The sequence below is a fragment of the Pseudoalteromonas carrageenovora IAM 12662 genome, assembly GCF_900239935.1.
GTDB classification, from domain to species: domain Bacteria; phylum Pseudomonadota; class Gammaproteobacteria; order Enterobacterales; family Alteromonadaceae; genus Pseudoalteromonas; species Pseudoalteromonas carrageenovora.
In genome coordinates this window covers 3525432-3545859 of record NZ_LT965928.1, presented here as the reverse complement: position 1 = coordinate 3545859, position 20428 = coordinate 3525432, and the positions used below count along the sequence as shown (strand labels likewise).

The following is a 20428-nucleotide window of genomic DNA, read 5'->3' as shown; positions in this document are numbered from 1 at the left end:
ATTATTCAGGCGCTACTTCAAGTGTTGTAAATAAAGCATAACGGCCAGCGTCTACGCCTTCTTCGTTTACTTCAACATCGTTAGACGTTTCTATTAGGTATAAGCCAGGCTCTTTCCACGTAGTTGTGAACATACCATTTTTATCGGTAGTTACTTTTACTTCGCCACGCTCGTTACGGTAACGAGTGTCACCTTTTAAAATGCTTACTTCAATGCCTTCGCCCGCAGGTTTGCCATCTTGTAGAAGTTGGAAACGTGCTTGCTCACCTACAAATAAGTCATTTGGATGAGTTGTACCGCTAAGCTCAAGGCCTAAACCAAGTTGTGCAGGCTTAGATGTACCGTTACGGCTTACAAACGTATCTACAGTTGAAATAACTTTAGTTGTACGTACGCCTTTAGCATTGCTTGGTAATTTAGCATCTGTTTTTTTACCAAATACACGCTTGCGCTTGCCTTCTTCATTTTTATAGAAGGTCATATACATTGGCTTTTGCGTCATAGCAATGTGATAAGTACCATCTTCTTTTAGACTTACCGCTGCTGAGCTTTTACGCTTTAGGTAATAAGCACGAATGGTTTCAGCTACTTTTTCACCGCTTGGCGCAAGTGCCATTAATAATGTGTCGTCGTACTCTGCGCCTTTTTCTTTTGGCTTAAAGGCTTTATCTGGTGCAAACATTTCGTTAGAGATGCTGGCATCAATCATAACGTAGTGAGCTTTGTCGCCAGATAACGACGTGTGCGAAGGTAATAACCAGCGGCCATGTGCGCTAGCTGATGCAGATACCAGCGCCGATAAGCTAAGTGCGCCAATTAATGCGGTTTTTAATAAATTAATTTTCATTATATTTCCTTTGTTTAATACATTTAATAAGTGATTTTACTTATACAAACTTAGGGTTACTTAGTGCTTACGGTGACAAAACTTGTCGAAAATTCTTTTTTACCTTCAATTGTTACTTTGCCTGCTTTTGTTAAATCAAGCTCAACGCGGCTGTAATCACGGCCACCTTCTTCACGAACAACTTCAATATTTAAAAGGTATTTACCTGGCGCTACGGCATTGCCGTCTAAATCTTTACCCTGCCATTTTATGGTGTAGGTGCCAGCGCGTTTTGTAGCGCCGCTGATACCGTCAAAATTAATGTCGGTTTTACCCGCTTTACGCCACCACTGGCGCAAATCTTTAAACCATTCGGCTTTTTGTACCCATAGCGCAAGCGTTGTTACGTGTTTACGCTCTGGGGTTTCTAGCCATATTGCTACGTACGGGCGGTGATACGGTTGTACGTCAAGATCGGCTTGGGTAAATTCAATTTCTAGCTGGGGCGTTTGTGCCTGCGCCGTTGTTTGAAATAAAGCGGCAGCCATTAATAACGCTGCGCTTATTACAGTACTTACTTTTAACATTAAGACACTCCTTTAATTTGTGGCACCCAACATAAATAAATAACCAACGGCGTGGCTACGCCGAGTAGTGTTATCAATACGCCAAGGTTACGTTTTTTTCTGTTTTGAAATAAAATTATCATTCCGGTGATGGCAAAAATAATCATCAACACCGCTGAAATATCTATTACCCAGCTCCATACTTCACCGGTGTAGCGACCTTTATGTAAGTCGCCAATAAGGCTTAAAAAGCCTCCGGTTTGGTAATCTAGGTTTAGCTCGCCAGTTGTAAAATCAAGTTCTGCGTAGGCAAAACCCGCTGGCAGTGGGTAGTCAATCATCACAAGTGCGTCTTCTTTTTCCCACTCAATGCTTTTTACTTTGGTTAAAGAGTATTGTTTGGCAAGAAAGGCTTCTATTTCTGGGTAAAGCGTTGGCAGGGTATCTAGTTGCGCATTAGCTTTAGTGACTAATTCTGCTGGAATAGCCGCAGTTATTTGGCCGTTGTTTTTATCGTTTTTAAGCCAGTCAACATGGTTAAGTACAATGCCGCTAACGCAAAATAGAATGAGTAAAAAAAACAAAGCGGTAGATATGTAAATATGTAGTGCGCGGCTTGTGCTATACAAAGCACGCTTATTTATAAACGCCATAACAACTGTAATTAAGTTAAAGTTGTAACATGATAATCATTTGCATTAACTATTACAAATTTACTTACTTAACTTTACATTAAAAAGTTATTGGCATTGAGGTATTTTACTAAAGAGGAAGTTTTAGTTACTTTTTGGCGGGTGCGAAGGCCTTAAAATAAGATAGATCATTACCGATATTTCAATAGCTGCAACAAGGTAAATTACCCAAACAGGGGCGCTTGAGTAAAGTAAAAACACAAAGCCAATTAACATACCAATAGCGGCGTAGCATTTGGCTTTTACAGGCACTACTTTATGAGCTTGCCATTGCTTTAAGGTAACGCCATAGCGGGGGTGGTTAAGTAGCCAGTGTTCAAGTGCGGGCGATGAGCGAGTAAAGCAGGTAAGCGCAAGAATAAAAAAAATGGTGGTAGGCATAACCGGCAGCACTATACCAATAATACCAAGGGCAACTAACATTAACCCAAGTGCTTTTAGCCATAAGTTTTTATAACAAATAAATACTGATTTTATATTCACTTAGGCTCTTTTTAGTAATGGCTGGTACTTTGGATTGTAGGCCAAATAGTTATAAAATCGAAGCGTAAAAATATAAAAAAGGGCAAACTAAGTTTGCCCTTTTAAATTTATAAAATAGGTTTTACTTATTTAGAAGTAATAACCTACGTTAATGTTAAAGCGACGCTCTGTATCGCCTTCACCAATAATTGAACCACCAATAAATGGCTGGTTACGTGCTTGAATAAAGTCAAAGTACGTAAATAATGGACCTGCTGATACGCTCATTCCGGTTACGTTCATCCATGTATCTGCACTGTCGTCAGATTTGTCGTAAATGATGCCGTAATCGTTGTAAAACTGCACACCAGTTATTGGGCCTAAATCAACCGATAGGTCGTAAGCTACGTTAAAGTTAGTCATGGTCGCTTCGCTTGATACGGTATCGTAGTAATCAAATGCACCTACAACAAAACGGTTGCTGTTGTCGTCTAGGTCGTAGTCGTATTCACCGTGCTGAAATTGAATATTCCAGTTATTAATTTGGCTGTTTACGTGGAACGCCCATGCGCCGTAGTTACCTGCGCTGTCGTTACCATCATGTAGGCCACCACTTAATAGCGATACACCCACATCTGTTTTAGCGTTTTCGCCATGCTCAATTTGATACACTGTGCGGGCTGCAAATGTATTGTATTCACCAAGGCGAGAACCTGGGGCATCGTATGTGCCTTCGGTTGTTGCACGGCTACCAACAATATCGAAAGAGTAACGCTCGTTTACTTCAGAGCTGCCATCAACGCCGCCCACTTCATCATTTTTGAAAAAGCCTAGGTCTAGCTTCCAGTTGTCTTTAAGTTTACGGTTTACTGTTACACCTAAATCAAAGTCGTCTTCTAGGCCAACATAGTAGTTAGTGCTAAAAAAGTAGCTGTGTGAGTTGTAAGGGCCGTTACCAAAAGGTACAGGTGCAATACCTGCTTGAGCTTCCCAGCCATCAGTGAATTCGTAACCTAAGTAGGCGTATTTCACCACTGTCATGTAGTCGTAAAAACGAAAATCACCATTTACAGAAATATCGCTTATTTCGCCTGATAAGTTGATGCGAAATACTTCAAAATCTAAATCGCCACTGCGATCTTGTGTGTCTTCATCGTATGAATTAGTGCTGTAGTTAAAACGTACTGCGCCACCAATTTTAATGCCTTCGTCTTTTGTTTTAGACTCAGCGGCTGCTACTACAACCTCTTTTTGATCTGCTTTTTTACTAATTTTTGCAACTTCTTGCTTGTGTTGCTCATTAATTTTTTGCTGCTTGGTTTTTTCGTCAGCTAATTTGTTTTCTAGCTGCTGCATTTGTTGCTTAAGCAGTTTAAGTTGATTTTGTAGTGAGTCTAGATCTTCTGCTGCATAAGAGGTGCTTGTAACACCACCTAAGATTAGTGCTAGTGTTAATTTTGAGAGTTTAGTCATGATAGCCGCTCAAATTTTGATTAAAAAATAAAAAATTCAAGGCGTCGAAAAACGCCTTACGTTTAGAGTAAGAACTAAATTATAGTATTTTTTTTATTGTTTATTCTTTTGGAGCTTGAGTAAGTGCACCAACTTCAAGAAGGGGCGATGCATCTAATTTATCTGCATCCATCATAGCGGCAACTCGCTGCATTGATGAGAGTAAAAGGCTCTGTTCCCACTCAGCTAACGCAGAAAACTTTTCAATAAAGTGTTCTTGCAGTGGCTGAGGTGCTTTTTCAAGTAACTCTTTTCCTTGCTCGGTGAGGTATAAGCTCACACGGCGTTTATCCATTTGACTGCGTACGCGTGTTACTAAGTTTCTGCTTTCTATTCTGTCGAGAATATTGGTGACCGTTGCTGGACTTAAATTTACATTTTGAGCAATACGGCTCGCCGTAATTCCATCGGTTTGGGAAACTTCTTGCATTATAAGCAATTGTGGCCCAGTTAAACCTGAAGTTTTATTTAGTTGCTTAGAATGTAAATCAATCGCGCGGATTACTTTACGTAAAGAAACCAATAACTCGTCATATCTTTGCATTTGCTTATCTCGTCGATGGGGCGGTGGTATGCCGTAATCGCGAAATGTTACACATCAAATAAATTGAATTCAAATAATAAATTGCACTTTAGGCTGCTTTTATTGGTTTTTAATAGTTAGAGCAGTAACTAATGTACAACTATGTTGTTTAAATTTTATTAAATATTCTTAGCATCTTGTGTGCATTAAGTTGCGCACACTACGTATGTTGTGAATAATTGGCAAGTCTTATTACATAGACTTTAGTATTATTCATTCACAGCTGTTAGTACAAAGTAATTGTTTGTAAGTTAACTGTGTATGTATTAATCGGCAATGAACAAATTCAGCAACCCGTATTTAATACGTATAGCGTATACTTTAAGTATGCATTATTGTTTATATGTACATGTAAAAATCTTTAGTATCAGCATTATAGGGAGCAATATGAAATTATCGCCATCGGTTAGCATTGAACAAAGCAATACAGGCCTTGAATTTATTAAAGTAGCTGGCTCAAAGTGTGATGCAAAGATATTTTTGCAAGGTGGGCAAATTACCGAGTTTATCCCTAAAAATAAAAAACCACTTATTTGGGTGTCTAAAAACGAAACATACCAAGAAGGTGCTAGCATTCGTGGCGGTATTCCTATTTGTTGGCCTTGGTTTGGTACACATAAAAATGATGGTTGGCCTGCTCATGGCATTGCTCGTACGAGTTTATGGCAAGCCGACGAAGTGCACGAAAGTGACGAGCAAATTACTATTAGCTTAAAGTTACCAATGAAATTGGTAAATACCGAGTACTGGCCGCACCAATCGGCGTTAATCGTTGAGTTTGTTTTAACAGATAAACTGCAAGTGCGTTTAACTACAACTAATTTAAGTAATGCTGCGTTTAGTTATACTCAAGCGCTGCATACCTACTTCCCTACCTCAGATATTAAAAGTACGTTTGTTGATGGCCTGCAAGGCTCGCAATATATTGAGTTTGGCGAAGGACCTTTTGCTCAAGGTGAGCAAGTTAAGTTTGCGCGCGAAACCGACATGGTTTACACCGAGGCGGGTAGCTCTCAAAATATACACACCCCAGAAGGTGTTATTAATGTGAGCCGAGAAAACTCAAGCTCGTGTGTGCTGTGGAACCCGTGGATAGAAAAATCAAAACGCTTATCTAATTTTGCCGATGATGAGTATTTAACAATGCTCTGCCTAGAAGCTGCGAATGTACTAGCAGATGAAGTAACACTTGAGCCAAAACAAAGTCATACATTAGTAACGACCATTAGCTGGGCTGATTAATCTGAATTCGATAGGAAGCGACTGTGTTTAACAATCAACAAATAATGGATTTACCAGCGCATAGCGCCATTAACTTTAAGCCCTTAGCTGATAGGGCTTTGCTACATAAGCAACTTAATTGGCTTGCGTTTTACATTCCGCTAATTGGGGTGCTGATAGCTCTTTGTTATTTTAACGAAACGTTTGCTAGCAATACGCAAACGTATTTATTAATTGGAATGCCAATTTTGGTCGCAGTATCTATGTTGTACAACATAGTTAATGTAAGGCTGCAAGGTTTTGCTGTTCGGGAACATGACATAGCTTTTAAAAAAGGGGTTATATGGCAGCAAGTGACTATTTTGCCGTTAGCGCGTGTGCAGCACATGGAAATTCATCAAGGGCCTATAGAGCGAAAGCTTGACCTTGCTAGTTTAAAATTATTTAGCGCTGGAGGCGTAAGTGTCGATTTACAAATAGGTGGCTTAACGCATAGTGATTGTAAAAATATGCGCCAATTTGTGCAAAACTACCGTCAAGATGAAACAAATCCTCAAACCGAGAGTGTTAATGAGTAACACAATTAGCGAGGAGCAAAAGAGCTCTCTGCACTGGCAAAAGGTATCGCCTTGGGCACTATTATATTTTGTGGTGTATTTTAGTGTTCGTTTTGTAAAAGACGGCCTTTTAAACTTGCTGCCTATGCTTGTGGTGTTTGTAACTCAGGTAGAAAACAAATTGTTTTGGGCGCAAGTAGCCGGTGGTGCGGCACTTATTACACTGCTTGTTTACTCATTTTTATATTATTTAAACTTTAAGTTTTGTATTAGTGACGATCACGAAATACTGCTAAATAAAGGGGTATTTAAAAAAGAGCGACTTACGCTTAAATTTGGCCGTGTACAAAACGTTAATATTGCCGAGCCTTTTTATTTTACCCCGGTGAATTTAGTTAACTGTATTTTTGATGCCGCAGGTAGCGTTGCTCAAGAAGCAGTGTTACCTGGGGTCACTAAAAGCTATGCAGAGCAAATCCGTAAGCAAATTTTTGCATTTAAGGCGCAGCAGCAAACCGACGACGAACACGTAGAGCAAAGCGAAGCGGACTTAGCTGAAAATAGCCTGCGTATTAGCAATAAGGAAATAGCCAAGTTTGGTTTAATGTCGAACATGGCTATTTTAGCAATTGCTGCACTTGCACCATTTATTAATGTACTGGTTGATTTTTTAGAGAAAAAAATAATATCTAAGGTTGAGGGGTTTTATCAGCAAGAGCTTGGTATGTTAGCAAACGCAGCAACCTTCGCGATGGTTACCCTTATTGTAATGCTTGTTTTAATGGCCGTTTTGCTCTCTGTGACTATGTCGCTTATTCGTTTTTATAACTTTGAGCTTTATTTTAAGGGCCAAAAATTTAAACGTATTGCTGGCTTGTTAGAGCGCCATCAGCTTTCTATGAGCATGGATAAGGTGCAATCTATTGTTATAAAGCAAAACCTAATGGGGCGGTTACTAAAGCGATTTACTGTTGAGTGCTTGCAAGCAAGTAGCGGCGGCATTGTGGCAGGAGTAGCTGCTAAAAAAAATAAACAAACCTTAGTGTTGCCAGTATTAAATAGCGAGCAAGTAGATAGCGTATGCCAATGGATTTACCCGTGGTTTAACAGTAAAAAACTCGTCTTTAAGCGCGCAGAGCGAGCGCTTTTGTATAAAAATTTAGGCTTTTATTCACTGTTACCCAGTGCTTTAGTGTTTGGTTTTTGTTTTATTGCCGATATTAACACTTTGATTAGCCTTGGTGTTTTGGTGTTGTTCTCTGGCTTGGTAACCTTATCGTATCAGCGTTATGGTTATTACATGCATGATGATAATGGTCGATTTTACATGGTTGTACGCAGAGGAATGATTGGCGTGCATTATCGTATTTTTGAGCTTTATAAAGCGCAAAGCGCTCGCAGTGTAAGTACATATTTAATGCGCAAATCAGGCTTAAAAAGCCTGTATATACAACTTGCTTCAGGCTTTGTATTTATGCCTTACATAAAGCAGCAAGATGCTGACTTTATTATCGATTTTACAATTAAGCAGATTGAGTCAGATACACGCAGCTGGATGTAACCTCCCTTATATAAGTAATAAAACATGTGTAAATACACACTTGCACATGCTTTATTACACTTTCTTACTGCCCCTGAAAGACATTTAATAATACCCTAGATAGTATTAAGGAATTATTTTAGGGACGCTCATGAAAAAAACACTTATCACATCGGCTTTATTGCTCGCAGTACCAAGCTTTGCAGCCGATTGGCAAACTATTCATACCGAACACTTTAATATTCACTACAGTGTTGAGCATGCTGAATTTGCTAAATCAACTGCAGCAGAGCTTGAAATAGTACGCACCAAAGTGCTTGAGCAGCAAAACCGAGCACTTGATAAAACAGTTGATGTAGTAGTATTTGATCCCCTAAATGCAGCTAATGGCTTTGCATTACCTACCTCAAATAACCCTGTAATGGCACTTTTTACAACCCCACCGCAATCGGATACGGTTATATCAAATAGTACAGGTTGGCAGCAGTTACTTGTACTGCATGAATATATTCACTTAGTACACTTAGCGCAGCCTACACGTAATGACTGGCAGCAAAAAATGCGCGGTGTATGGGATTTATACGATTTAACCTATAGCAATACACCACGATGGGTTGCTGAAGGCTATGCCACTCTAATTGAATCTAAAATGACGGGACGTGGGCGCCTGTTTGATAACTACTCAGAGTCAATACTGCGAGAATTTGCTCAGCAAGGTGCTTTGCCTACATATGAGCAATTAAATGGCGAGCAGGGCTTTATGGGCAGCTCAATGGCTTATTTAATGGGTAGCCGTTTTTTAAATTGGTTAGAGAAAAACTATTCAGAACGAATGCTCGATAGTGTATGGACGCGAATGCAAGGCGTAAAAACGCGTAATTTTGATGAGGCATTTAGCGGTGTGTTTGGGCAAAGTGCAGCCAAGCTATATCGCCGATTTATAGCTGAATATACCTATAAAGCAATGCAAATAGAGCAAGAAGAGCCGTTACTTAATAGTGAACTTTGGCTTGAGCTTAATTTATATGCGAGTAACCCAGCACTTTCAAAAGATGGTAGTAAAATTGCGATTGTTGAGCGAGACAAAAAGAGTAATACCAAGCTTATAATTTATAGCACTGATGACAACATTAAAGCACAAGAAGAGTTTACTGAAGCGCAAAAAGAGCTATTAGAAAATGACTCTCAAGATATCCCCGATACAGCGCCAAGTGTATTTAAGCGCGAACAAAAACAAGTGCTTAATCAAATTAACCGAGCCGGTATTGCAAACCCGCAATGGGCAAATAGCACAACGTTATATTTTAATGCGTACAGCAATGAAGAGTCGGGTATTTATAATAAAGTGTCAGACATATTTAGCTATAACACTGAAACGGGAGATATAGAGCAGCTTACTAAGCTTGCTGGTATTCGTCGATTTACAGTATCAGGTAATGGCGAAACGCTCTATGGTGAGCAAATAAGAAATGGCTACTCAGAACTCGTAAAAGTAGATTTAAACACAGAGTCGATCACGCCATTATTTACAAAAAGTTTAAAAACAGCGTACGACTATCCGATCCTAAGCCACGATGAAGCAAAGTTAGCTTACTTATCAACGTCTTTAAATGAAAATTGGCAATTGTATATACAAGATGTTCGCAGTGACTTTATACAAACAGTGCCTATGCCAAGCGGGTATCAATATTTAAGTCAGCCTAGTTTTAGTAAAAATGATGAATCGATTTATTTTGTTGCAGGCTTAAATAGCGCGACTGATATTTATAACTATCATATAGCGAGCAAAAAACTCACTAAGTTAACCGAAGGTCAGGAAGCGGTTGCACATCCAATTGGCATGCGTGACGGTTCATTGCTTTATTTGTCGATTACCGCAGATGGACCCAATGTAAAATTATTGCCTAGCTCGCTAAAAGGCAGTGTGGTTAGCGATTTAGCGACAAATAAAAGCGCACCACGACTAATGGTTAATGAACATACATTACCAAAAGCGCAGATATATACTGATGAAGTAGGCGAGCAAAGTAGTTATAACGTACTCGAACAACGGGCAACCTTTGCCGTTGGGGCGCAGTATTATTCTGCATCTACATCCGTTTTAGATTTGAGTATTAAAAGTAGCGATTTATTAAAGCAGCTCGACTTACAAGCAGGTTACAGTATTGATTTACACAATGGTGCCTTACATGGCGGCTTTATAAATGCCAAATACAGTGCGTTACCAGTCAAACTTAGATTAAATCTGTTTGATTATGATTTAAACACAGCTAAACAGTTTCATAACCAAGACAGCTTAAATGCTGATATATCGGCACGAGGTGGCTTTGCTGCAATTAGTTACCCGCTTAAATTTGGGCAATTAAATTTAACGCCTGAACTTGCCTATAACTACACCGACTATAAGCAAAGTCATAAAAGTTGGACGCGAATTGGTATAGCCCAAAGTTGGCAATACGACCGCCAAATTTTTGCAATAGGGCAAAGTATAAATGCGCGCTACTACGATGGCAGTACCAAAAATAATAATTGGCAAGGTTACGATTTAGCCGCCCAAATTTTTGGTAAGGCATTCGATATTCCTGTGTATGTAAACTTTGAGCAAAAGCACCGCAATGAAAACAGCCTTGCATTAGGTGGCTTTAGTTCCAACCTTATTAATCAGCAACAAAGTAGTGATTATGTACTTTCATCGGAGCTGCCTTTTTACAGTGCAACCGCAGAGCGTTATCAAGGTTATGGTGGTGGGTTTAGCTTAAAAGAAGGTATGCCGTGGCTTTATTATAAGCAACATCAACTCGACGACACCGTATACGCACAAAGCTACGGCTTAAAGTACCAAGGTGACTTTAGTTTTGGAATGGGGCCTGCTGGTGTAAACGATTTAACGTTTAATATGGGGCTATCGCGAGTAGAAGGCGATAGCTTTGAAGATGAAATGCGAGCGTGGCTAAGCTTTTATTATTCGCTTTAAAAAGTAAAATTCAAGTAAAGGCGTTTAAAACACACAGAAATAACATTGTTATTTTTGTGTGTTAAGTGATGCTAATTTTGCTTGATATACATTTAGCTTTTTATTATCACGCTCGTACTGCATGGCTTTTTCAAGCAAGGCTTGTGTTTGCTTTGTTTTACCTTGCTGATAGCGAATTTTAGCAAGTTCAAGGTAAAGCTCAGATATGTATGGTGCTTTTGCAATAGCTAACTCAAGGTGATTTTTAGCTTGAGTTATTTTTCCATCTTGTAGGTCGTTTTGCGCAATAACGAGCAATTCGTAAGGGTCTTTTTCTTTATTAATTAACTGGCTTGTCAGTTGTCCTTCAAGCGTTTTATCATCAAGCTCCTTTGCTAAGGCTCGGTAGTTATGGATTAAGTTTACGCTTATTTCATTATTATCAAGGGCTGTTTGGTAAATTACTTTTGCACTTTGCAAATCTTCCGCACGACGATGTAATACTCCAGCCATATTAAATAACTCAGGGTCGTTAGGCGTAAACATATTAGCTTTTAAAATAAGAGAATAAGCTATATTAAGTTGTTTTTTAGCTAATGCCTTGGCAGCTAAATTACTATAAAACTTAGAGAGTAAATCGTTATAGGTAGCACTGCCTGAGTAAATGCTGCCTCTCGTTGGGAAGTAATCTATTAAGGTTCCTGGGCGAATAAACACAATAAGATCATCGTCTTTTTCCTGCTCTGGGGCGTAAACTTTTGTTCTGAAATGGTTGGCAACATATATAATATTATTTTCTTTTGCGTATACAGGTGCGCTAGTCATTTCTTGAAAGCTTGTTTCAAGGTTTAAAAGTTGGGCATAGCTTTGTGTAAGAACTGCTAGGCTAATGCAATTACCTTGAGATAGCTCAATAGTTTGCTCTGAAGTAAGTGTATCGCCGTGATACTTAAAGTTAGTTAGCTGGTTTTGTAAATAATTAAAAATAACGCGATCAGCTCGTGTATCAACTAATTTTTCATTTGCGTAAGCCATAAACTTTTCTTTTTCAGCTTGGGGAAGCTCAAAAATACTTTGCTCATTGAGTGTATTTACACGTTTAAAAAGGGAATGATTTATTACACTCGTTAATAGAGTTTTATTTGGGGAAGTGTTAGTTGGTGTATTTTTGCATGCAGTTAAAAGAAAACTAAATGATAAAACTAAAATTAAAGACTTCATAGGTCACCTCAATGTGAGTTTTTACACTACATTGAGGTGACTTTTTAATCAAGCATTTATAGCGCTATGCTTTTTTAAACGATTTTTTTGTGACTGTTTTTTACGTTTACGGCGGGTAAACCACAAGTAAAAACCTGTACCACCAAGCCACACAGGGCTTAAACCAATAACACACCACAGTATTTTACTAATTAAACCTGCAAAGTAACCAAAGTGAAGCTTTCTAAAGCTATCAATTACTTGCCAGCCCACACCCACTTCACGAATGTCCCAGTTAGCCATATGCTCACCCGTTAGCTTACTGTAGGTAACCGTATTGGCATATTCACTCGCAAGCGGGTTAGGGGTATCTACTTCACCAAATAACGTTATGTTTTCGTCAGGCTCAAGGGGCATCACTAAAAAAGTACCGTTAAAAGTAGGGATTTGTTTTTGGCTGTCATCAAGCACATGTTGAAAAGAGATTTCCTCATTGTATAAGTTTTTAGTTAATACAAAGTGCTCTTCTTCTGCATGCTCAATTACTTCGTGGTACCACACCGCACCGTTGAAGTAGCCACCGGTGATAGCTAAAATAATAATAATTGGCGAGCCAATCACACCTGTCATTTTATGAATGTCGCTAAGTACTATTTGCAGTGTTGCACGCCAGCGCACGCTAAATAAACGCTGCCAAAACTTACGATAAATAATAAGGCCGGTAATACCTAGTACCAAGAAAAACACGGCAAAAAAGAAGCCTAATACAGTGCCAGTCTGCCCTGGTAAGCTTTTTAAGTCATTAAGTAAAAAAGTATAGTGCAAGTCTAAAAACCAGTCGGTAAAATAATGGCTTGTGCCCACAGGCTCAGAAAGGATGTTTCCAGAGTACTGATCTAAATGAAATTTATACCAATCTTCTGTACCGCGCTTTATTAAATAAACCCGATCAGCGGTATCATCGTTAAAAATTTCCCAGCTGCCAACAACATACTCAGGGTAAGTTGTTTGCGTTTTTTCTATGAGTGTATCAATTGGCAAGCGCTGGGCTTGTTCTTTAACAACAAAGTGACTATTGGGCATTAGCAAGCCGTCTATTTCACTTTTAAATACTAAAACACTACCTGTAATACTAATTACAATTAGTGGAATGAGCGCTATAAGTGCAACCCAGCTGTGAATCTTAAATAGTGTTTTTCTCATAGTCGCTATAGTAATAAATTGTTAATGACTTGCGCATGATAACAATTATCAGTTTTATTTCATAGTTATGCGTTTAATTCCTAAAAACCATATAACTGTTAACTTAAAGCAACGCTTTTTGTATGCTCAAGTTGCCAGTACCAAATATAAAAACACGTCAATTAGTTGAGTAAATTTTATTCATCATTACAATGCCGCGCTCACATTAAAACCCTATTAAAAACAAATGTTTATTATATGTTTTTATTTGGCGTTTTATTAACAGTTATGTAACGAAAGAGGTGTGTTTTGGCGCATTATTTGCCTATATTGTCTTCATTCATTTTGGTTTTTAGCTTTTTACCGCTATTAAATAAAATTAGGAAAAACCGTAGTGTGTCTGGCTTATCACTACTAATGATGACCTTTGGTTTAGCGCAAAGCCTTTACTTTATAACGTACAATATTTATTTTGAGCGCTTTTATATAGCACTGCCATTTTTTGTGACGGGGGCGCTAAGTAGCTTAATTTTATATTTTTTCGCACGTTATAACGCAAAAAAAACAGAGCGAATGCAGCTAATCGCTATGCTTTCTTTTTCATTGCTGCCTTTTGCATTACTGCTTAATCCTAACTTAGACACAGCGGCAGTTCTAAATGGTTTAACGTACGTAGGCTTGGTTATGAGTTCAGTACGTGTAATGCCACAAACTTATAAAACTCTTCGCAGCGGTAATATTAGTAATTTGAGTGCGCGTTATTTTAGCTTGCAGTTTATAGCTGGAATTTGCGGCCTAACAGTTGAGCTTTCAATGGCTGTGCCAAGTACTTCACATGTATTAATGTTTATTATGCTATTGCTCACCAATGCTGTGCAATTTGCATGTATGCAGTATTATAAAATTCGCCCAGTAATGGCTTAAAAAACAAGCGCTTTAATGTTCCTATTTAACTAAATATATGGCAAGTTACTTTATCAGATAAAAGGATAAAGTATGAATTGGAATCAGTTTGGCTATATTTGCCGTGTTTATAGCTCAAAAACCTTAAGCGCTTCACAAAAAGCAGAGCTAACTGCACAACCGCATTTAGCTGTTTATGCTAATGAGCGTGCAGATAGTAAATTAGCTAATGACCTTGCAGCAAAATTTGCACTTCAAGATGAAGCTACTTTGCAAAAACAAGCAGTACATTACCAATGTTTGCCCCAGCTAATTAATGAATTTAAGCTTGAGCAAAAAGGCTTGCTTAGCTACTTAACTATTGTTTTTGTTATTTATGTTTTCTCTTCATTTTTGTATCAGTTTTTTGTTGTACCTACATTCGTAGAAATATATAGCAATCATACGATCTCCTCAGAACATACCTTTGATGATTACTTCTCTTACTGGTATGTGCCAATTATTTTATTACTCTTCCTACAAAGCATTATTTTTACAGTTACCTTAAAGCTTAAAAATGCATGTACTTTAATTGAAGCGCAGCCTTTCTCAGGTTTATTTAAAGTTTTAATACCAAGTAAGCTGGTTAACCAATACCGTTTTTTAGTTGCGACGTTGAGCTTTGCTCTTAATTTTAAAGCACACGAGAAAAGCTCCTCACCAGAGACTAAACATTTGGCTAAATGTGATTCGTTAGGCTATGAAACCGATAAAGAATTTAAAGTGTTATTAGAGCAGCAGCTCAAACAGTTTAATTCGCAGGTTAAAAGTTTTATAAATAAGCTAGTTATTCTTTATGGATTAGTGATTGTAGTATCTATTTACTTATTTGTTAGAGCGGCTTACCAACCAATTTTTATGCTAGGAGAAGTGCTATGAAGTCAAAAGGATTTACGTTAATAGAGTTGATGGTGGTAATTTCTATTATTGGTATTTTAGCTGCGGTTGCGCTACCTCAATATAGTAAGTATATGCAACGAGCAGAACTTGTTGACCCACTTGCTATGGCTGCAGTAATTCGAGAAGACGTTACGGTTTATTATCTTGAAAACAGGCGCTTTCCAGTAAGTAACGAACAAGCGGGTGTACCAGCAAGTAAATTTCTAATTGGTAATAGAGTAACGGGCATCACAGTAGATAACGGCGCTATTCATATTAGCTTAGGTAATAAAGCTTCACAGCCTCTGCAAAATACAGTTTTAACCTTTAGACCAGCAGTTGTAACTGGAAGTCCTACAAGCCCAATTGCGTGGTTATGTGGGTTTGATGAACCGATAAACGGTATGCAAGTGGTTGGCGAAAATAAAACAACAGTACCAAAAGAAATTTTACCTTCAGCATGTATATAAAGTAAGCAGGGGATTGAAATGAAATTAACTATTCATCAAATTGATGCATTTACAAGTTCGTTATTTAAAGGCAATTATGCTGCGGTGATCCCGCTTGAATCGTGGTTAAGTGATGAGTTAATGCTTAATATTGGCGCTGAAAACAACGTATCCGAAACAGCCTTCACCTGCCTGCAAGATGATGGTAGTTATGCAATTCGTTGGTTTTCCCCTTTGATGGAAATAGACTTTTGTGGGCATGCAACTTTAGCGGCTGCGTATGTATTATGTGAGGAGAATAATATATCGCAAGTGCGCTTTACAGCCGAAGCCGTTGGAGAGCTTATTGTAAATAAAAATAGCGATGATAGTTTTACTATGACCTTTCCTAAGCAAGCACCCACAAAGGTTGAAGATATACCTGATGCACTATTGAAAGGCTTGTCTATACAACCTGTGCTGGTATTTAAAAATCGCCAAGCTTACTTTGCTATTTATGACAATGCACAGCAAATACATGAACTAACTACTAACTCAGCGCTTTTAAAAACATTACATCCATTTGATGTTGTTGTTAGTGCAAGCTCTGCTGAATACGATATTGTATCTCGCTATTTTTGGCCAGCCAGTGGTGGAGAAGAAGATTTTGTAACAGGGTCTATTCATACCGGGCTTGCTCCTTATTGGGCACAGCAATTAGGTAAAAATAAATTAAATGCATATCAGGCCTCAAGCCGAGGTGGTTTTATACAATGTGAGGTGGGTGAATCTACCGTTACATTAACAGGCCATGCTGTTAGGTATTTAAAAGGCACTATTTATATTTAGCAATAAAAAGGCCACGCAGTATGTGGCCTTTGTTTACTCAATTATTAAATTTACTTAGGCTTCTAATGCTTTGGCAATTAAGCGATCAATATATTTTTTATGCGCTTTGGTCGCAGTATCTGCTCCCCAACCAATACTGGTATCAGCTATTTGAGTTAACTGATATAGCGCCGCGGTTTTAGTTAGGTTATCGTATTTGCTGGCTTTACTTAGACCTGCTATAGCAATTAGCTGATTTACATATTCAATTTGTAAGTTATGACTAATTGAATTTGCCTCTTCACTTTTAACAAAAATACTGGCGGTTAAATCTTCCATAAATTGGCTCAAGCTATATTCGTTGCCATAGAGAGCGGTGTCGGAAATGCGCAGTAAAACGGCAGGGTGAAGCAGCTGTGCTAGCACTGTTTTTTGCATACCTAAAATCATTTTATGCGCTTTAGGATCTTCGTTTTTACCATAATGGCTAAAGCCTCGGCGCTGAAGTTGAAGGTAGTTATACAAAGGCTGCATACTTTTAAGAACATCTGGCGCAAATACAAATTTTGCTAATATGTCCATCGCTTGTGTTTGGCGCTCAAGCGGTACAGGAGTAAATGGTTTATCTGCGTTTACGTCACCTACGACTGCACGTTCAACATATACCCCACCAATTTGGCGAGAAACAATGCCAGCTTGCGCGCGGTACTGGCCAAATAAGCTATTTGCAGAGGTAACTAGCTGTTGGTAAGACTCGCCTTCTACAGTGGCTTTATCTTTTAACTGCGTAAATAATTTATTAATTAGCGCCATTCGATCCGCGCCATAAGCGGCCGGGTTTGACGATAAGTCACCAATCATTACGCGCGGATCTATATGACGACCCGGTGCGCGCATGTCGTCTGCATCGTTACCAAAAGCGAGGGCGTGTTCGCTTGAACGAGCAAGAATTTCATTAAGGCGAGCTTGCTCAGCAGTGTCGTCTGTAAGTGCTGTGCTGTAGCCATAGTTAATTGCCCAATCATCATAGGGACCAGGCTTTGTTTGAAAAATATCACCTTGCTGCACACCAATTGGGGCAATGTTAGCGGGTGCATAATCCATAACTGAACCCGTTACTATGCCTTGGGTTTTGCTTTTATCGTGTACTTCTTTTTCATCCCACAAAATTGACGATTTCATGTTGTGGTTAAGGCCTAATGTATGACCCACTTCATGAAGTACTAATTGGGTTAAACCTTGGCGAAGCATTTCTTTATCTTCAATTTTGTCGCCGCTAGCGAGGCCTTTAGCAAACATCAGGTTTTGTTGAATTTCATGCCCTAATGAGCAATTTAACTCGCCTGTGTCTAGGTGCTCAGCGTGGCTCATTGTTCCTTGCGTATACAGGGTGTCGTAAATCCAACGATTTTTCATAAACACAAACTCAAGCATAATGTCTGAGCCCAATATTTCGCCTGTTAATGGGTTAGCAAGTGCTGGTCCGTATCCACCAAATGGAGGTTTAGGTGATGAGGTCCAGCGTAGTACGTTGTAATTAATATCGCCTGCATCCCAATCTGCATCGTCTGGTTGTACTTTTACTTCTAGAGCATTTTTAAAGCCGGCTTTTTCAAAAGAGCTATTCCAGGTTAATACCGCATCGCGTACGGTGTCGCGCCACTCAATAGGTGTGGTGTTTTCTATCCACCAAGTAATTGGTTTTACAGGCTCTGAAAGGGCTGCACTTGGGTCTTTCTTTTGTAAGTCCCAGCGCTTAATTACATCTTGATAAGGAGCCCAGTCAGTAGAGGTCATTTTATCAAATTGATTAGTAAAATAGCCAATGCGTGCATCGTCCATACGTGGTTGGTAGTTATTTTTAGGTAACGCTACAAATGAGTGTTGCACCTTTACCGAGACACTACGTGGATCGCTTACTGCGCTTGTGCCACGAACCGTAGGGCTTGCATTAGTAAATACGTAATCAACAACCACATCTAAGTTATTAGGATAAGGACGCTGCTTAATTATGCGTGATTTTTTATCGTCTAACTTACCTACTTTAAAGCGCTTTTTGGCTTTTTTGTCTGCTGGGTTTGGCGTTGGTGATACTTTATGAAGTGCTTCGCTTAAGAATAACTTATTTACTTTAAAGGCTATTTTACCTTCTTCTTCTTTTTCTATTTTAATGCTGGCAAGTACGGCTTCGCTTATGTTGGCATCACTTGCTTTTGAAATAGCGCTACTTTCATCAAATTTATAACGAGGAGTTTTGCTAATTATATCAATTCGATCAAAGTATTTTCTAAATTCAATAAGCTTGGTTTCGCGATATGAACCACGAAAATGGCCTGCATCTGTCACACCATCTACGGTATGCGCAAAGTAAACAAACGGAGTATCAAGTTGAGAGTCATTAATTACCATTAAATGCTCGCCCGTTTTTTCGTCTTGGTAAAGGTTAAAAATACCAGCAAATTCAGTTTGATCTTTAACCATTTCGCTCAGTGTTTTTGGCTTTTTATCTTCTTTTTTGTCGGCAGCAATTGCATGGCCGCTGAGCGCGATACTAAGCGCTAAAGTAAGTGATGTTAGTTTCATTGTTGTAGTCTTTTTGGAGTTGCTAATTTAATTGGACTGTACGGAAATTAATTTTGTTTCGCACAGCTTCTCGATGAAATAGTAGCTTAATTTTTCAACCAGTTGATTTTAAATGGTAAAAGTTTGTAACAAAATATAATGAATGAGATGAGTTGCAGGTTTTTATTTTCATTAAATATAGATACTTAAGGTTTTTGTACATTTGTAACAGTTGCTTACAAATGTCACATTAATGTTTTATCTAGCTCTGTTATTATGGCGTTAATAGAAATTTGGGGTAATTAGGATATGCAAACAAATTCACTTAGATGGGTTTTCCCATTTGTAGCGCTGGCCATAGGTATTGTTGGCTTTATGGGTGTTAATGCTATAGCGCAAGAGCCGGAGCAAAAGAAGGCGGTAGACACGCGTCCTACGGTGCAAGTTGAGCCTGTAGCAGCAAACGATCACCAAGTAATTATAAATAGCTATGGTGAGATAAAGCCGCTAGAAAATACACAGCTTTCGGCGCAAGTGTCGGGTGAAGTATTAAGCTGGCACCCTAACTTTGTTGCCGGTGGTGTGGTTGCTCGTGGTGAAACATTATTCACTATCGAAAAAGATAATTATGAAGCTGCAGTACTTGTTGCTGAGGCTGATGTTGCTCGAGCACAGGCTGCTCTTATTGAAGAACAGGCTCAGGCACAGGTAGCCGAAGACGAAGTAAAGCGTTTTCCTAGTAAAGCGCGTACCGATTTATTTTTACGTAAGCCGCAAGTGTTAAGTGCTCAAGCTGCAGTTAAATCGGCGCAAGCAGCTTTAAAGCGTGCGCAACGTGATTTAGACAATTGTGAAGTGACAGCGCCATACGATGCTTTAGTGATTAGTCGTAATGTAGGTGTTGGCCAGTTTGTTACTGTAGGCTCACAAGTTGCTGAATTAAATAATATTGAAACCGCTGAGGTGATTATTCCTATTGCAGGATTCGATAGCGTGTTTTTACCAGAGCGTATTAAAGGTATTACGGCAACGATTATTCAAAAAGGACTAAACAGCTTTACCCGTGAAGGGGTAATAGACCGCGACTTAGGGATTATTGATAACGCTACGCGTATGAGTAGTTTAGTGGTACGTATTGAAGACCCATACGGCTTAAAAACAAAACAGCCTGCCATTAAGTTTGGCAGCTACGTACAAGTTAATTTTGCAGGGGCTACGCTTAATAACATATACCGTTTACCGCAAGCTTTAGTGAATAACCAAACCGTATGGGTAGTAAATGAAAACCAAGAGCTTGAGCCACGTAAAGTAACGGTTATTCGTGAAGAAGGTGAATACTTTTATATCAGCAGTGGTTTAAATGCTGACGACCAACTCGTTACTACTTTGCCTGAATACCCACAAAAAGGGATGCAGGTTAAAATTGCCGGTGTAGCTACACCTGAAAGCTCAGAGTTGAGCACCTCAAACACGCAACAGCTGTAAGGTGTATTAG

18 protein-coding genes are annotated in these 20428 nt (G+C 38.9%); 9 read left to right on the top strand and 9 right to left on the bottom strand.

Annotated features, from left to right (window positions below; genetic code table 11):
* Position 1 precedes the first annotated feature (1 nt).
* The 6 genes from ALFOR1_RS16085 to ALFOR1_RS16060 all read right to left on the bottom strand — a co-directional run bounded on the left by ALFOR1_RS16085 (position 2) and on the right by ALFOR1_RS16060 (position 4602).
* Complete coding sequence (locus tag ALFOR1_RS16085; protein WP_104643557.1) at positions 2-847, bottom strand: DUF4198 domain-containing protein; 846 nt, start codon at positions 845-847, stop codon at positions 2-4.
* A 56-nt stretch (positions 848-903) separates the two neighbouring features.
* Positions 904-1413 carry a DUF2271 domain-containing protein gene (locus ALFOR1_RS16080; RefSeq protein WP_058547754.1) on the bottom strand — a complete coding sequence of 170 codons (510 nt, stop codon included), beginning with the start codon at positions 1411-1413 and terminating at the stop codon, positions 904-906.
* A complete protein-coding gene (locus tag ALFOR1_RS16075) occupies positions 1413-2045 on the bottom strand; it encodes a PepSY-associated TM helix domain-containing protein (RefSeq protein ID WP_104643556.1) in 633 nt (210 codons plus the stop codon). The genes ALFOR1_RS16080 and ALFOR1_RS16075 overlap by 1 nt, the downstream gene beginning before the upstream one ends.
* 123 nt (positions 2046-2168) lie before the next feature.
* Complete coding sequence (locus tag ALFOR1_RS16070) at positions 2169-2567, bottom strand: YbaN family protein (protein WP_058547752.1); 399 nt, start codon at positions 2565-2567, stop codon at positions 2169-2171.
* Positions 2568-2696: 129 nt separating this feature from the next.
* Positions 2697-4019: a FlxA-like family protein gene (locus ALFOR1_RS16065; RefSeq protein ID WP_104643555.1), complete on the bottom strand. Its 1323-nt coding sequence runs from the start codon at positions 4017-4019 to the stop codon at positions 2697-2699.
* Between the two features lie 100 nt (positions 4020-4119).
* Entirely contained in the window at positions 4120-4602 is a 483-nt protein-coding gene (locus ALFOR1_RS16060) for a MarR family winged helix-turn-helix transcriptional regulator (protein WP_058547750.1), read from the bottom strand.
* 426 nt (positions 4603-5028) lie between these two features.
* On the opposite strand from ALFOR1_RS16060, the gene ALFOR1_RS16055 reads away from it, so the two are divergent.
* From ALFOR1_RS16055 to ALFOR1_RS16040, 4 genes are all read left to right on the top strand, one after another.
* Positions 5029-5883, top strand: coding sequence for a D-hexose-6-phosphate mutarotase (locus tag ALFOR1_RS16055; protein ID WP_104643554.1), 855 nt, complete (start codon positions 5029-5031; stop codon positions 5881-5883).
* A gap of 23 nt (positions 5884-5906) precedes the next feature.
* Positions 5907-6440 carry a PH domain-containing protein gene (locus ALFOR1_RS16050; protein WP_104643553.1) on the top strand — a complete coding sequence of 178 codons (534 nt, stop codon included), beginning with the start codon at positions 5907-5909 and terminating at the stop codon, positions 6438-6440.
* Positions 6433-7980, top strand: coding sequence for a PH domain-containing protein (locus tag ALFOR1_RS16045; RefSeq protein WP_104643552.1), 1548 nt, complete (start codon positions 6433-6435; stop codon positions 7978-7980). The genes ALFOR1_RS16050 and ALFOR1_RS16045 overlap by 8 nt, the downstream gene beginning before the upstream one ends.
* A 130-nt stretch (positions 7981-8110) precedes the next feature.
* On the top strand, positions 8111-10933 hold the full coding sequence (locus ALFOR1_RS16040) for a TolB family protein (RefSeq protein WP_104643551.1): 2823 nt from the start codon (positions 8111-8113) through the stop codon (positions 10931-10933).
* A gap of 48 nt (positions 10934-10981) precedes the next feature.
* On the opposite strand, the gene ALFOR1_RS16035 is transcribed toward ALFOR1_RS16040, so the two are convergent.
* Both ALFOR1_RS16035 and ALFOR1_RS16030 read right to left on the bottom strand, forming a co-directional pair.
* Positions 10982-12133, bottom strand: a complete 1152-nt coding sequence (locus ALFOR1_RS16035) for a tetratricopeptide repeat protein (protein ID WP_104643550.1) — start codon at positions 12131-12133, stop codon at positions 10982-10984.
* 48 nt (positions 12134-12181) lie between these two features.
* A complete protein-coding gene (locus ALFOR1_RS16030) occupies positions 12182-13315 on the bottom strand; it encodes a PepSY-associated TM helix domain-containing protein (protein ID WP_104643549.1) in 1134 nt (377 codons plus the stop codon).
* A 288-nt stretch (positions 13316-13603) separates the two neighbouring features.
* Between ALFOR1_RS16030 and ALFOR1_RS16025 the strand changes: the two genes are divergently transcribed.
* From ALFOR1_RS16025 to ALFOR1_RS16010, 4 genes are all read left to right on the top strand, one after another.
* Positions 13604-14218 (top strand): SemiSWEET family transporter, encoded by a 615-nt coding sequence (locus ALFOR1_RS16025; protein ID WP_058547743.1) that lies wholly within the window; start codon positions 13604-13606, stop codon positions 14216-14218.
* Positions 14219-14290: 72 nt separating this feature from the next.
* Complete coding sequence (locus ALFOR1_RS16020) at positions 14291-15115, top strand: hypothetical protein (RefSeq protein WP_104643548.1); 825 nt, start codon at positions 14291-14293, stop codon at positions 15113-15115.
* Positions 15112-15585 (top strand): pilin, encoded by a 474-nt coding sequence (locus ALFOR1_RS16015; RefSeq protein WP_104643547.1) that lies wholly within the window; start codon positions 15112-15114, stop codon positions 15583-15585. Before ALFOR1_RS16020 ends, ALFOR1_RS16015 begins: the two co-directional genes overlap by 4 nt.
* 18 nt (positions 15586-15603) lie before the next feature.
* Entirely contained in the window at positions 15604-16392 is a 789-nt protein-coding gene (locus ALFOR1_RS16010) for a PhzF family phenazine biosynthesis protein (protein WP_058547740.1), read from the top strand.
* Positions 16393-16446: 54 nt separating this feature from the next.
* Here ALFOR1_RS16010 and ALFOR1_RS16005 read toward each other — a convergent pair whose 3' ends face one another.
* Positions 16447-18954: a zinc-dependent metalloprotease gene (locus ALFOR1_RS16005; RefSeq protein ID WP_104643546.1), complete on the bottom strand. Its 2508-nt coding sequence runs from the start codon at positions 18952-18954 to the stop codon at positions 16447-16449.
* A 288-nt stretch (positions 18955-19242) separates the two neighbouring features.
* Between ALFOR1_RS16005 and ALFOR1_RS16000 the strand changes: the two genes are divergently transcribed.
* On the top strand, positions 19243-20418 hold the full coding sequence (locus tag ALFOR1_RS16000) for an efflux RND transporter periplasmic adaptor subunit (RefSeq protein ID WP_104643545.1): 1176 nt from the start codon (positions 19243-19245) through the stop codon (positions 20416-20418).
* Positions 20419-20428 lie beyond the last annotated feature (10 nt).